This window comes from Prevotella melaninogenica (assembly GCF_003609775.1).
Classification (GTDB): domain Bacteria; phylum Bacteroidota; class Bacteroidia; order Bacteroidales; family Bacteroidaceae; genus Prevotella; species Prevotella melaninogenica_A.
In genome coordinates this window covers 1,075,730-1,089,938 of sequence record NZ_AP018049.1, presented here as the reverse complement: position 1 = coordinate 1,089,938, position 14,209 = coordinate 1,075,730, and the positions used below count along the sequence as shown (strand labels likewise).

14 protein-coding genes are annotated in these 14,209 nt (G+C 39.7%); 7 read left to right on the top strand and 7 right to left on the bottom strand.

The features are described from left to right. Nucleotides 1-17 precede the first annotated feature (17 nt). Together PMEL_RS12475 and rpe are read left to right on the top strand one after the other, a co-directional pair. Nucleotides 18-146, top strand: coding sequence for a hypothetical protein (locus PMEL_RS12475; protein ID WP_262503064.1), 129 nt, complete (start codon nucleotides 18-20; stop codon nucleotides 144-146). Nucleotides 147-153: 7 nt separating this feature from the next. Next, the gene (gene rpe, locus PMEL_RS04470) at nucleotides 154-810 is read left to right on the top strand and encodes a ribulose-phosphate 3-epimerase (RefSeq protein ID WP_120174153.1); all 657 of its coding nucleotides are present in this window, start codon (nucleotides 154-156) and stop codon (nucleotides 808-810) included. 95 nt (nucleotides 811-905) lie between these two features. On the opposite strand, the gene PMEL_RS04465 is transcribed toward rpe, so the two are convergent. Continuing rightward, nucleotides 906-1,502 carry a sigma-70 family RNA polymerase sigma factor gene (locus PMEL_RS04465; RefSeq protein WP_120174152.1) on the bottom strand — a complete coding sequence of 199 codons (597 nt, stop codon included), beginning with the start codon at nucleotides 1,500-1,502 and terminating at the stop codon, nucleotides 906-908. Between the two features lie 120 nt (nucleotides 1,503-1,622). Continuing rightward, nucleotides 1,623-2,102 carry a DUF6359 domain-containing protein gene (locus PMEL_RS04460; protein WP_120174151.1) on the bottom strand — a complete coding sequence of 160 codons (480 nt, stop codon included), beginning with the start codon at nucleotides 2,100-2,102 and terminating at the stop codon, nucleotides 1,623-1,625. Nucleotides 2,103-2,484: 382 nt separating this feature from the next. On the opposite strand from PMEL_RS04460, the gene PMEL_RS04455 reads away from it, so the two are divergent. Next, nucleotides 2,485-3,054 carry a hypothetical protein gene (locus tag PMEL_RS04455; RefSeq protein ID WP_120174150.1) on the top strand — a complete coding sequence of 190 codons (570 nt, stop codon included), beginning with the start codon at nucleotides 2,485-2,487 and terminating at the stop codon, nucleotides 3,052-3,054. 461 nt (nucleotides 3,055-3,515) lie between these two features. Here the strand turns inward: PMEL_RS04455 and PMEL_RS04450 are convergent, their stop codons facing one another. The 4 genes from PMEL_RS04450 to PMEL_RS04435 all read right to left on the bottom strand — a co-directional run bounded on the left by PMEL_RS04450 (nucleotide 3,516) and on the right by PMEL_RS04435 (nucleotide 7,436). Beyond that, entirely contained in the window at nucleotides 3,516-5,084 is a 1,569-nt protein-coding gene (locus tag PMEL_RS04450; RefSeq protein WP_120174149.1) for a peptide chain release factor 3, read from the bottom strand. A 131-nt stretch (nucleotides 5,085-5,215) separates the two neighbouring features. After that, nucleotides 5,216-6,100 (bottom strand): dTDP-4-dehydrorhamnose reductase, encoded by an 885-nt coding sequence (rfbD, locus tag PMEL_RS04445; RefSeq protein WP_120174148.1) that lies wholly within the window; start codon nucleotides 6,098-6,100, stop codon nucleotides 5,216-5,218. A 12-nt stretch (nucleotides 6,101-6,112) separates the two neighbouring features. Continuing rightward, nucleotides 6,113-6,721 (bottom strand): DUF4924 family protein, encoded by a 609-nt coding sequence (locus PMEL_RS04440; protein ID WP_120174147.1) that lies wholly within the window; start codon nucleotides 6,719-6,721, stop codon nucleotides 6,113-6,115. Between the two features lie 28 nt (nucleotides 6,722-6,749). Further along, nucleotides 6,750-7,436 (bottom strand): LysE family translocator, encoded by a 687-nt coding sequence (locus PMEL_RS04435; RefSeq protein WP_120174146.1) that lies wholly within the window; start codon nucleotides 7,434-7,436, stop codon nucleotides 6,750-6,752. A gap of 130 nt (nucleotides 7,437-7,566) precedes the next feature. Here PMEL_RS04435 and PMEL_RS04430 point away from each other — a divergent pair, with 130 nt between their 5' ends. From PMEL_RS04430 to fmt, 4 genes are all read left to right on the top strand, one after another. Continuing rightward, a complete protein-coding gene (locus PMEL_RS04430; protein ID WP_120174145.1) occupies nucleotides 7,567-8,568 on the top strand; it encodes an ROK family protein in 1,002 nt (333 codons plus the stop codon). Between the two features lie 626 nt (nucleotides 8,569-9,194). Continuing rightward, nucleotides 9,195-9,764: an L-threonylcarbamoyladenylate synthase gene (locus PMEL_RS04425; protein WP_120174144.1), complete on the top strand. Its 570-nt coding sequence runs from the start codon at nucleotides 9,195-9,197 to the stop codon at nucleotides 9,762-9,764. A gap of 12 nt (nucleotides 9,765-9,776) precedes the next feature. Beyond that, complete coding sequence (locus PMEL_RS04420) at nucleotides 9,777-11,573, top strand: chloride channel protein (RefSeq protein ID WP_120174143.1); 1,797 nt, start codon at nucleotides 9,777-9,779, stop codon at nucleotides 11,571-11,573. A 56-nt stretch (nucleotides 11,574-11,629) separates the two neighbouring features. Next, on the top strand, nucleotides 11,630-12,652 hold the full coding sequence (fmt, locus tag PMEL_RS04415) for a methionyl-tRNA formyltransferase (RefSeq protein ID WP_120174142.1): 1,023 nt from the start codon (nucleotides 11,630-11,632) through the stop codon (nucleotides 12,650-12,652). A 299-nt stretch (nucleotides 12,653-12,951) separates the two neighbouring features. Here the strand turns inward: fmt and PMEL_RS04410 are convergent, their stop codons facing one another. Beyond that, entirely contained in the window at nucleotides 12,952-14,196 is a 1,245-nt protein-coding gene (locus PMEL_RS04410; RefSeq protein WP_120174141.1) for an acyloxyacyl hydrolase, read from the bottom strand. Nucleotides 14,197-14,209 lie beyond the last annotated feature (13 nt).

Below are 14,209 nucleotides of genomic sequence, written 5' to 3'. Positions count from 1 at the left end.
TAATACATTTTCGGCCTATGGTTAGAATATTTACTCCAGAAGAACTTAAGCCGTCTGAGAAGACGCTTAATATTATCCGACAGATAGCTTATACCTATCGTGTCATTAAAATCAATGGGAAGATGCAAACCTTTTGCTTGAACTAATATTGATATGGAAATAATAGTATCACCTTCCCTGCTCTCTGCTGACTTCCTTCATTTGGATAAGGAGATAGAAATGATTAATGAAAGTGAGGCTGACTGGCTTCACATGGATGTAATGGATGGCGTCTTTGTCCCTAATATTTCTTTTGGTTTTCCTGTGCTTGAAGCCGTTGGAAAAGCCTGCAAGAAGCCAATGGACGTACACTTTATGATTGTTCATCCAGAGAACTATATCCAACAGACTGCTGACACAGGCGCAGCTATTATGAATGTTCAGTATGAAGCTTGTGTTCATTTACATCGAACAATACAAGCGATTCATGCTGCTGGAATGAAAGCTGGTGTGACGCTTAACCCTTCAACACCTGTCAATGTTCTTGAGGATATTATTTGCGATTTAGATATTGTTCAGCTTATGAGTGTAAATCCAGGTTTTGGTGGACAGAAATTCATAGAGAGCAGTATTAAGAAAGTGCAACGCTTGCGCCAGTTGATTGACCGTGAAGGTAGTAAGGCGCTGATCGAAGTAGATGGTGGAGTACAAGCAGATACGGCACCTCGTCTTGTTGAAGCTGGTGTTGACATCCTTGTTAGTGGTAGTTATGTCTTTAAGGCAGCTGACCCCAAGGCTACTATCCACTCGCTCAAGCAACTGCATAGATAATAGTAATATATAGAAGAAGCCCTCACTTGTTTTAACAAGATAGTTAAGAAACGAGTGAGGGCTTTTTGTATAGTTAATAAAAGAACTATTTATTCTTATGTTAATTGCAAACTTACTTTATGCTCGCGGACCATTCTTCGTAAGTTGAATATGGCATAACGCATACGCCCAAGGCTGGTATTAATGCTGACACCTGTCGTCTCAGCAATCTCCTTAAAAGACATCTCTTGATAAAAACGCATAAAAACAACTTCGCGCTGTGTGGCAGGAAGAAGGTTCATCATTCGTTTTACATCTGAGAGTGTCTGGCTATTAATGAATTGACACTCAATGTTGTCAATGACTGTATCGTCACCACCAACATTTGATAAGTCGTTGTCCTTAGGTGCGTCAATCACCTTGTCTGCACGCTGCGCACGATACCAGTCCATGATTACATTATGAGCAATGCGCATAATCCATGCAGAGAACTTACCCGTTGGAGAATATCTTCCCTGTTGCAACTTCGTGATAATCTTCACGAATGTCTCTTGAAATAAGTCGTCAGCAGCATCCCTATCATGCACAACGAATAGAATATACGAAAAAAGTTTCGATTGATTGCGTGATAGCAACAAATCGAAAGCATCGTTGCTTCCTTCAATGTATGACAATGCCAACTGCTCGTCGGTCATCTCATTCAGATTCTTCATTTTCAATTTTCTTTCTTATGAAGTAGAAGTATGTCGATAGGCTTTTCTAACTTTTATTATTATTTGGGGTTGCAAATATAATCAATTTTCTTATTTGCTGCAAGTCTTTTATGTAAAAAGTCACTCGTTCAACCATTCGCTTGCCAGTATATGCTTTTTCATACCTGGTATTCCTAAGTATTTTTGTTTAATGCCAAAGAAGGCAATATGTCTACCATAATTCTGAGGATTAGCGGCTAAAGCAATATCTTCTTTCATTTGTTTGTTGACCATTTGGATAGAAATAACATTCTCTGGGTCAGACTCTTCTGGGTCGTCAGCTAATAGGATTGCAGAGTCATAGGTGAAAGGTGGTTCCCATTCAGCCTGCTTGATGTTTCGTTTGCAAGCTCCAACAATATAACCATGTACCCAAACTCCATTATTTCCAAAGTCTCCCTTGAGAAACTCTGAAACTGTATATATTTGTGAGTCACCATTGGGCTGAGGAGAGTGTTGCTCTTCTTCTTTATGATCATCATCAGATGGTAAAATTGTTTTTCCACAACTAAACAATAATAAAGCTGCTAAAAGTAAGAGGAAAGATTTGTACTGTTTCATAGAATTAAGTTTAATAATCTGATACAAAGGTAAGTAAAGATTCATTATGTGTCAAGTTTTGGGATTATTTTTCTACTTTAAAGAGAAATAAAAAAGAGGTTGGTGCAGGAAGCTACCAACCTCGAAAATGATTTAGCAAAATATCTAAATCAGTGAAAAACACTTCGCAAATATAGGGTAAATAGTGGAATAAAACAAATTTTATCAACAAAAAAATGCGTTTTTAACATTGTAAGCGCACACATCTACCATGATATGTAGCGTATGAGTATGGAAAATGAATAAAAAAAAGATTATACATGGATTTATAATTGCATATATCATAATATTTGCCTAAATTTGCATAGTAATTAAACCTTTTTATTAATTAAATAAAGTTATTATGAATAAAATTCTACGCTTTGCTTTTGTTGCAGCATTTGCTGCTGTTAGTTCTTTATCTTTTGCACAGAAAACAGTTACATTTGAAGCTGGTAAGGATAAGGGAACTGGTTTGACTATTGAAAAGGAGGGTGTCACTATTACTCTCAGCGCAGGTAAGGTAGACGATAAGTTTTCTTATCGTTTGTACAAGGATGCTACAACAACAATTACTTCGTCTGCAGCAAACATTACCAATGTTGCTTTTGTATGCGATACATATAAAGCTGGTGGTAAGAGCTACTTAGGTGATGGTTTCGATTCATCTATGGCAGGGTTAACAATCTCTGCTGACAAAATTAACGTAACATGGACAGGCGATAAGAACTCTGTTGAGTTTAAGACTCCTGGTCATCAGGTACGTGTTAAGAAGATTACTGTTACTTTGAAGAATGATCCTACAGGTATTAACGAAGTTAGTAACAGTACTGTAAATGCAAATGCACCTATCTACAACCTCGCTGGTCAGCGTGTAGGCAAGGATTACAGGGGTGTAGTTATTCAGAACGGTAAGAAGTTCATCAAGAAGTAAACAAGTTTATTGAACTGTCTGATAACCCCCTCTCATAGAATTGATTCATTAGTGTCTTACCTTTTTAATGGAGACATTTTTGAACACGTATTCTAATCTTTAACCTGTGTGTTGAGTGTCCGCACGTATGGTGTTGATGCTTAGCACATGTGGTGTTGATGCTTAGCACGCATGGTGCGCATGGTGAAAACTAAAGATGTTATACCCGATATTCGTGCAAAATAATCATCGGGTAGAAGCTATTAGTGGTTGGGGTAGGAATGTGTTTCTTCTAAGATGAAACGGTATAGTTTGTTGATAGAGAGATAATTTGGGAGAGCTTGCAGATTAAGTTTTATCGGACAGCATAAGTTACTTAGAATAAGCGGGTAGTAAAGGGTTTTGTTATTCGTTTAATCATATAAAAAAGCGCCAAAGAAACGATATGTTCTTTGGCGCTTTTATATTGTCTTATTCTTAGATTAGAACTCACTTGTAAAGTGGAAGCGGATATTCTCAAAGTCTTGCTGAGCCATACTTAGCACATAACCTGAGTCTGCAAGGAAGACGTCACGTCCCTCAATATCCTTAGCCATATACTGGTATTTACGCTTTTTGAAGTTTTCTAATTCTTTCTCGTCATCAGCCTCAATCCAACAAGCTTTGTAAAGGTGTACTGGTTCCCAACGACACTTGGCATTATACTCATGCTCTAATCGGTATTGGATAACTTCAAACTGAAGCTGTCCAACGGTTCCTACAATACGACGGTTGTTGAATTGGTTTACAAATGACTGTGCAACACCTTCATTCATCAGCTGTTCAATACCTTTTTGGAACTGCTTAGACTTCATTGGGTCATCATTCTCAATGTATTTGAAAAGCTCTGGTGAGAAGCTTGGTAGACCACGGAAGTGGATATTTTCTCCCTCTGTAAGTGTGTCACCAATCTTAAATACGCCGCCACTATCAGGCAAACCAACGATGTCACCAGGGTAAGCCTCTTCTACAGTACTCTTGCGTTGTGCCATGAATTGAGTAGGAGAGGAGAAGCGCATCGTCTTTCCATTACGAATGTGGAGGTAAGGCTGATTACGCTGGAACTTACCAGAACATACCTTACAGAAGGCGATACAACTGCGGTGGTTAGGGTCGATATTGGCTGTAATCTTGAAGATGAAACCTGTAAACTTAGGCTCATTTGGTTCAACCATACGCTCTTCAGCCTTCGTAGGACGTGGACTTGGAGCAATCTCAACAAAACAGTTAAGCAGTTCCTGTACACCGAAGTTGTTCAATGCAGAGCCGAAGAAAACTGGTGCAACCTCTGCACGGCGGTATGCTTCAACGTCAAAGTCAGAGTAAACACCATTGACTAATTCGAGGTCATTACGTAACTGTTCTGCAAATTCAGCACCAACTTGCTCGTCCAATTCGTTAGAGTTGATATCAACTTCAACCTTCTCTGTCACACGCTGCTTATTAGGTGTAAAGAGGTTTAGCTGCTGCTCATAGATGTTATATACACCCTTGAAACGCTGTCCCTGACCGATAGGCCATGAAAGTGGGCGTACACTAATCTGGAGTTCTTCTTCCAATTCGTCCAATACTTCGAAGGGATCACGACCTTCACGGTCCATCTTGTTGATAAAGATGATAACAGGAGTGTTGCGCATACGGCACACCTCCATCAGTTTACGTGTCTGTGCCTCGACACCCTTAGCAGAGTCAACAACGATGATAGCTGAATCTACAGCTGTCAATGTACGATAAGTATCTTCGGCAAAGTCCTGGTGACCAGGAGTATCAAGGATGTTTACCTTATAATCTTCGTAGTCAAATTCCATCACAGAAGTTGATACAGAGATACCACGTTGCTTCTCAATATCCATCCAGTCGGATGTAGCTGTCTTGCGTATCTTGTTGCTCTTCACCGCACCAGCAACCTGAATCTGACCACCGAAGAGAAGGAATTTCTCTGTCAAAGTAGTCTTACCAGCATCTGGGTGAGAGATAATGGCGAACGTTCGCCTGCGTTCTATTTCATTCATTTGATTTATTATCTTAGGGAGTAAAATGATTTGTCAGTAGTTTTTTATTGAAGTCTTCCTGTTTCCTCTTATGTTTTAGGGAAGGTAATGGCTTACTTCTTTCTGATGATTCCTACTTTCTTAACTCCTATTTAATTGTCTTGTTCCTGCAAACCTTTCATACACTTTTTCAGTGACTCAACCCAATATGGAATCTTTATACCGAAGGTTTCCTTAATCTTTGTCTTGTCAAGGACAGAGTAGGCTGGGCGTGTAACAGGTGAAGGGAACTCGTCGCTGTGACAAGGTTGGATGTCACATGCTGTGTTTCCAGCAAGTTCTGCAATCTTAATCGTGAAGTCATACCAGCTGCATACACCCTCGTTAGAGAAATGATAGACACCACTATTTCCTTCATACTTACGATTCTCAACGATATCATAGATAGCATCAGCTAAGTCACCTGCATAGGTTGGTGTTCCGCACTGGTCAAAGACAACCTTCAACTGTGGTTTAGTCGCAGTGAGATTCATCATTGTCTTAACGAAATTATGACCAAACTCGCTGTAAAGCCATGCTGTACGAAGAATAATATGGTTCACACCTGTAGCCTGAATCTTTTCTTCACCATGTAGCTTTGTTAAGCCATAAACACCAGTAGGAGTACCCTTCATATCCTCTTTACAAGGAGTATTATATGGGTCGCCACCAAAGACATAGTCCGTACTAACATGAACAAGCAAGCCTCCTACTTCTTTCATTGCCTTTGCAAGATTCTCTGGAGCAATTGCATTGAGCAATTCTACAATCTCACCTGCAGTCTCAGCTTTGTCCACATTGGTCCATGCAGCACAGTTGATGATACATTCAATCTTATTGTCTTGTACCATCTTGCGGATGTCTTCGAGATTAGTAATGTCTAACTTTGTATATCCCTCACATACGTCTGTGAAGATATAGTGGTCTTTACTCTGCTTAGAAACAAGCTGAATCTCGTTGCCAAGCTGTCCGTTAGCTCCTGTAACTAAAATATTCATAAGCAATCTCCTTTATTCTTCGCCGAAGTTTAATCCTTCAGTCTTATCCTTTATGTAATAGTCTGATAACATACCGATGAAGGTTGTTATCTCGTTAAGTGCACGAGTTGTCTCTGGTGTAATCTCTTTCTTTTGTAGACGGAGCATCATTACTCCATAAAGAAGGTCAAAGCAAGTCTCAATTTCGCTCTTTCCTAATTGTGCAGCTACACTCTTTAGACGTTCGTCATTTGTGCGTGCCATCTTATCTGCTGTACGTTTTGTCTTACCTCTCAGTTCCACAATGAAAGGTAGAACACGATAATATTCAGCAGAATAGAATGGAAACTTAGATGATTGCAACAACTGTGCATGCAATTCTGTGAGGTCCTGCATGAGTACCTTGTTAATCTGTAGGTGTCCACCTTCACGGCAACCTTCTTGATTCATCATGCGAACAAGGTCTCCAAACCAGTCTTCTTCTTCCTCTTTTTGTTCTTCGGTATATTGGAACTGGTCAATATATTCTTTGCGGATTCGTGTCAATGAACAACCGTATGCACGTATAGTATCTTCTATCTGCCACATATAAAGCAGATATTCTGCAATACTCTTTTTCCTTAATTCCTTTGCTATAAACATAATCTGTATTTGAAGTTATCCTTAGTCATCAATCCATCAATCCATCAATAGTTGGCAGATGGTAAAGATTAAATACTGTTCCCAAAAGCATAATGATAGAGAACAGAATAACAACAGAGCCTATAACCTTATTTATAATAAGGATACCATTTACATCAAATTTATTTCTAATCTTATCAATCAACCATGATAACCCATACCACCATAGCAACGCACCTGCTGGTACACAAGCAAAACCGATAATCATCTCTAATGGACGATCAGGCTGTACAAACGCAAACTGTGCATAACTTGCAATGAATAGGAAGATAATCATTGGGTTAGAAAGGGTTACCAAGAAGGCTGTAAGACCATTGTGGAAGAGAGAACCTTTCTCTTTTCCGCTCTGATGAGCCTTCTTCATAGGGTCTGATTTGAAGCAATATACTCCAAAGAGCAACAATAAAACACTTCCTGTAATCTGTAGTATAAGTTTGTATGTGGGATTCTCTAAAGGTCCCATGATAAAGCTCATACCTAATCCAACAATAAGTGCATATATAGTGTCACTAACAGCAGCCCCAATACCCGTTATAAAACCGTACCAACGACCCTTGTTTAAGGTGCGTTGTATACATAATATTCCAACTGGACCCATAGGAGCTGAGGCTATGATACCAATAAGAAGCCCTTTAAAAATGAAATCCAGTATATCTAATTGAATAGGAAATTGCATGCTTGTTATTTTGAGTGCAAAATTGCAAAAATAATATGAGATAAGCAAATTTAGCTAACAAAACTTTGTGGTATTCCACTTTTTTCATAACTTTGCCAATAGTATATTCAAACTAAAAACTTATTATGTCATGGACGTAACAGAGCAGAAACCAGTTGTAACTGGATTGGAAAAGCCATTTGTAATTGGCTTGGATTTAGGAGGAACAAATGCAGTATTTGGTGTCGTTGATCAGCGTGGTCAGCTACTTGCCACAAACTCTATAAAGACACAGGCTTATAAGACTGTAGATGATTTTGTAGAGGCTGGTGTAGAGGCTGTTAAGCCTCTCGTTGCAAAATATGGTGGAATTGGTCAGTTCCGTGCTATGGGTATTGGTGCTCCTAATGGTAACTTTTATCGTGGTACGATTGAGTTTGCACCAAACCTTTCATGGGGTCACGATGGTGTAGTGCCATTGGGAGAAATGTTCTCAAAGAAGTTGGGTATTCCTGTTGGTCTTACCAATGATGCAAATGCTGCAGCTATTGGTGAGATGCAGTATGGTGTTGCCCGCGGAATGAAGGATTTTATTATGATTACCCTCGGTACAGGTGTTGGTTCTGGTATTGTCATCAATGGTCAGATGATTTATGGCTCAGATGGTTTTGCTGGTGAGTTAGGCCACATGATTATGGTTCGTGGAGAGAAGGGACGTACTTGCGGTTGTGGTCGTACAGGTTGTTTGGAGACTTATTGCTCTGCAACAGGTGTAGCTCGTACTGCTCGTGAGTTCTTGAAAGAGAGCACAGAAGACTCTTTGTTGCGTGAGATTAATCCAGAAGATATTACTTCTTTGGATGTTTCTATCGCAGCAGGTCGTGGTGATGCACTTGCTAAGCGTGTTTACGAGTTCACTGGTAATATGTTAGGTGAGGCTTGTGCAGACTTTGCAACCTTCTCTTCTCCAGAAGCATTTATCTTCTTCGGCGGTCTGACTAAGGCTGGTGATTTGTTGATGGAGCCTATCATGCGTTCTTACAAGGAGCACGCTTTGGAAATCTTCAAGGAGAAGCCAATATTCTTGGTAAGTTCTCTTGATGATGCTGCTGCTGCCGTTCTTGGTGCTTCTGCTATCGGTTGGGAGTTGTAATTTAAGATATAAAGCTTAGGTTTCTCTTGGATTGTACGTGCAGTTTATCTATATGTATGCTTGAGAGAGTTTAAAACTTACATATTCAATATAGGGACAAACAGCCTTGTCAGCTATTCCTTGCTTAATAAGAAGGACTGACTGTTGAGGTTGTTTGTCCCTATTGCGTTTTGTCTATATTAGCAACTTAGCGTGTTATCCCGTTTATAATGGAAAGTTTACTCTGTTATACGTGGTGATTGATAATTATGCTTGGACAAGTAGTCATGAGTGTCTTGCAATGTTGACAATGTTAACAAAGAACTTTACTTCCCATCTTTTGTCTATGTGTTTCATCTTAGCACATGCCGTGTTGATGCCCCGCACATGTTGTGTTGAGGCTTAGCACCAGTGGTGTTGTGGGTTAATTACCTTGCTATAGGTTGTCATGAAGAACGCACTTTGAGGTAAGGATAGAATCGTTCAAGTAAAAGTAAGTGTACAGGAGAGTGTACAATTTAAGATTTATTGAACTGTAATAGTCCTTATCAGACTTTCTTTTTATAGTTTTTGTTTTGTGTTCTCGTTTTTTTACTCTATCTTTGCGTTTACTTATAATACTTAGAAAAAAAAGATAATAACTGAAGATGAAACAGGAAGACGACATCAAGAAAGCGATTGAAGTAATGAGAAAGGGTGGTATTATTCTTTACCCAACTGATACGGTATGGGGTATAGGTTGCGATGCTACCAATGCAGAAGCCGTAGCAAAGGTGTATGCCTTGAAGCGTAGAGATGATTCGAAGGCACTTATCTGCTTGGTTGACTCTGAAAATCGCCTTCAGCGTTATGTACGTAATGTTCCTGATGTTGCTTGGCAGTTGATAGAAGCTGTTGAGAAGCCAACAACATTGATTCTTGATGGTGCTGTAAATCTTGCACCAAATCTGATAGCTGAAGATGGTTCTATTGGTATTCGTGTTACAAAGGAACCTTTTTCTCATGAGTTATGCTATAGATTCCAGAAAGCTATCGTAAGTACTTCGGCAAATGTTAGTGGTGAACCTGCTGCACAGAATTATCGTGATATCTCGCAGGAGATTCTTGATGGTGTTGATTACGTTTGTGAAACAAGACGTCAAGAACATAAGCCGCATACTCCATCCAGCATTATCAAATTGGCAGCTGATGGCGAAGTGAAAATTATTAGGAAATAATTGAATAGATAGATGAAAGTGTCAGGTAGTCTGGGGTTTATATCTTGGCTTGATAATTGGCGGAATAAGCATGTATCCAATCGCGAACTGGTATTAGTACTGGCGTTTGCTATTGGCTTTTTGGCTTCTTTGGCTGCCTATATTCTTCATGTTATTATTAAGGTTATACAAGAACTTGTTACCTCAGGTTTTCATGTTGCAACGACTAATTGGCTCTATCTTATCTATCCAATCGTAGGTATTTGGCTGACGAGTCTATTTGTTAAGTATGTTGTACGTGATAATATTTCACATGGTATCACGCGAGTACTCTATGCTATTTCTACGAAGCAGTCTCGCTTGAAGGGACATAATACATGGTCGTCTATTGTTGCTTCTGCTATTACCATTGGTTTTGGTGGTTCAGTAGGAGCAGAGGCACCTATCGTGCTTACTGGCTCAGCTATCGGAAGTAACCTTGGGCGTATCTTCAATTTAGATAATCGTACCCTCATGCTTCTCGTTGGTTGTGGTGCAACGGCAGCTGTATCAGGTATTTTTAAGGCGCCAATAGCAGGATTGGTGTTTACACTTGAAGTGTTGATGGTCGATTTGACTATGGCTTCTCTGCTGCCGATTCTGATAGCATCTGTTACCGCAACTTGTTTCTCCTACTTCTTTACAGGGGGCTCATCGATGTTTCATTTTCAGATGGATTACCTTTGGGGACTTGATCGCGTTCCACCAACAATTCTCTTGGGTATTGCTTGTGGATTCGTTTCACTTTACTTTATGCGATTAATGTCATGGTGCGAAAATGGTTATGGTAAGTTGTCTTCTCAGCCTTATTTGAAGCTCTTGATAGGTGGTTTGGTGCTATCTCCGTTAATTTTCCTTTTTCCTTCTCTTTATGGTGAGGGGTATAGTAGCTTGAGATTATTTATTGAAGGTAAGACAGAAGCCGACTGGATGCAGGTGATGAGTGGCTCCATGTTTGCAGGAGAAACAAAGTTTCTATTGCTTTATGTAGGCTTCGTTATGATGACCAAAGTCTTCGCAACCAGTGCTACAAATGGTGCTGGTGGTTGTGGTGGAACCTTTGCTCCATCTTTGTTTATCGGTGGCTTTGGAGGTTTCTTCTTTGCTCGTTTTTGGAATATGCAACAACTTGGTGTGTATGTACCAGAGAAAAACTTTACCCTCTATGGTATGGCAGCCGTGATGTCAGCTGTGATGCATGCACCATTAACGGGTATCTTTCTTATCGCCGAACTAACTGGTGGCTATCAACTTTTCATCCCATTGATTATTGTGACGGTCTGTTCTTATCTTACTATTAATATTTTCGAGCATCATAGTATCTATGCTGTTCGTTTGGCAAAGCAGGGAAAGCTTCTTACACACCATACCGATAAGTCTATTCTTACGCTGATGAGCATGGATAAGATTATTGACCATGAGTTTACTTCGGTCGGTCCAGATATGGAAATGGGTAAGCTTGTTCATGCAATTAGTTCCAGCCGTAATGACTATATTCCTGTTCTCAATGAGTCTGGAAGACTTTTGGGTGAGATTGATATTAACAAACTACGTCATATTATCTTCCGTACAGAACTTTATCATCGCTTTCATGTGAGTCAACTTATGACACCACCAGCAGCAACGCTTGGTGTCAATGATCCAATGGAAGATGTAATGAAGACTTTTGAACGTACGGGAGCACAGTATTTACCTGTTGTTAATATTGAAGGTGAATTGGTTGGCTATATCTCTCGTGCTCACCTTTATAGTATGTATCGTCAGTTTGTAGCTGACTTTAGCGCAGAATAAAGCTTATATCTGCCTATCCTAACTTATTATCTTCCCTTATCAAATCCTCAAAGGCAATGAAAAAAGAAAATATACGTATTGTATTCATGGGAACTCCAGAGTTCGCTGTGGAGTCATTGAAAGCATTAGTTGAGAATGGATATAATGTTGTAGCTGTCGTAACACAACCTGATAAACCAGTGGGTCGTCATCAAGAGCAGTTGCAGCCGTCACCTGTGAAACAATATGCACTTGAGCATAACTTACCTGTTTTACAGCCTGTTAAAATGAAGGATGCTGATTTCATAGAAGAATTGCGTTCTTATAAGGCAGATATGCAGGTGGTTGTAGCTTTTCGTATGTTGCCAGAGGTTGTGTGGGGAATGCCTCGTTTGGGTACGTTTAATGTTCATGCAGCTTTGCTCCCACAGTATCGTGGGGCGGCTCCAATCAACTGGGCGGTTATCAATGGTGAGACTGAGACCGGTGTTACGACCTTCTTCCTTGATAAAAATATTGATACAGGACGTATTATTCTTCAAAAATCATTTGTCATACCTGATACTGCAGATGTTGAGTATGTCTATGATGGCTTGATGCATTTAGGTGCAAAGATAGCTATGGAAACAATCGATCTCATCGCATCAAAGTTGTCTGAAGACAATTTGGATGATGTTGATTTTTCTGCTGTTTTGGATAGAATCAGTGCTCCTCAAATGTGTGAAGATGTTGAACTTCAACATGCACCGAAGATTTTTAAAGAGACTTGTGAAATTAACTGGAATCAGTCCGCTAAAAAGGTTTACGACTTTGTGCGAGGACTCAGTCCTTATCCAGGCACATGGAGTACACTCTGTTCTATTGAAGACAATGGAGTAAAACCTTTGGTAATGAAGGTTTATAAGACTGCAAAGTCAGATCGCGCAGCTGTAGGAGAACCTGGTATGCTTGTTGTTGAGAAGTCTCGCCTATATGTTAATACGTCTGACAATCTCTTGGAACTTCTTGATATTCAGTTGACTGGTAAGAAGCGAATGGATGTTCAATCATTCTTGAATGGGTTTAAAGAGATAGAGAAGTACCGCTTCCAGACAGAATGACGATAGTTGAAGCCAGAATGACATAAAGACATATTTCCTTAATGACATATTTCAGTTGAAGCTAGAATGACATAAAGACATATTTCCTTAATGACATATTTCAGTTGAAGCTAGAATGACATAAAGACATATTTCCTTAATGACATATTTTATATGAGATTTGTGGGCTCTGGATTAAGAGAGCTTATGTATTTCTGTCTGGTACATACTCCACATTTTTAAACCAAACAACAAAATGTGTCACTAATGAAATATGTCTTTATGTCATTCTGTCTAAACTATCGTCATTCTGGCTTGCTTTATAGCTTCACTGGCATTGTTACTTGTAGTTCTGTGAAGTCAGCCTTCGTTGCATGTGCATTGACACTAAAGCCTAATGTAAGATTCTTTAGTTTAGGGAAACTATAAAACACACCAACTTGTTCATGATAAGGTCTTTCCAAGCCATTACGTGCTTTATAGCCCATGTGTCGGTAGAGGTAATAGCCTAAACTTACACGAACAGACATGTTGCCATAGAAAACTTCGTGGCGAGCTTCAATGCTAAGTGACCACGGGCTATGCTTTTCTCCTGTGTATCCGTGTTCCTTATCATGTTGTGCAACCCTACTGGCATAATCTCCATAGAAAATACCAAGCCCTATGCCAGATGCCCAGCGACGTGCGTATCGATAGAGTAGGTGAGTGTGGAAAGAATAGGCTCCGTAGAAAGCAAACTGCTCTTTACGGTAGTCAGGATGTCCTTGCGGAGTTTCAAATTGTGTCTGTTGCCAATCCTCTATTAAGGTTTTACCACCTATTCCAAGTGTAAATTCTGTAAACCAATACTTTTGGAAAGGCTCATTGGAATGAGTATCTCCCTTTGCTACCTTCGTTATATGTTTTTCTGGTTCATATACGACACCAAGGAATGGACCTAAATAGTTTGCCCCTTTGTTGGGTCGTGCCATTGCGCCATTGCTATGATGTGCAAAGTCTAATCCTGCCTTTACACTCCACTCTTTTGCCACCTTATATTGTCCGTATAGTCCAGCTGTAAAGAATATATTAAGGTGTGAGCCAATATATTCGTTGTCAATATTGTTCTTCTGGTTATATTTTAGCGAAGTATAGCCTACGCCAGTGCCTAAGTAATAGCCCCATTGCCAGTACTTACTACGATAAAGTGGACGATTAAAAGTGCCATAGAGCGTCAGAAAATTGCCTAATTTACTGGTGTAGTCTACTGGCTGTGCTTCTCCCCATGGATCATCTTTATGCATTGTTGTTCCATGGTTAAGGTTATAACGCAGGCCAGCAGAGAATGTTGGATAATTATAATCGCGTGCAAAATCATTCTCTGATGGTGTGATATTTAGTTGTGCAGCTATGGCATGCGTTTCTTTCGTCTTAGTCCAAATACGTGGCTCTTTGTCCAAACATAAAGTTTGGGCAGGCGTATAACGCACTTCTATACCAGTTTGGGGTATAGCAATAGAATCATACTCTTCTGCAGAAGCAACTGCAGAGAGTAGTAATAATGGTATGAAAAGGATTTTGCTCACTTGTTCTCAGGCA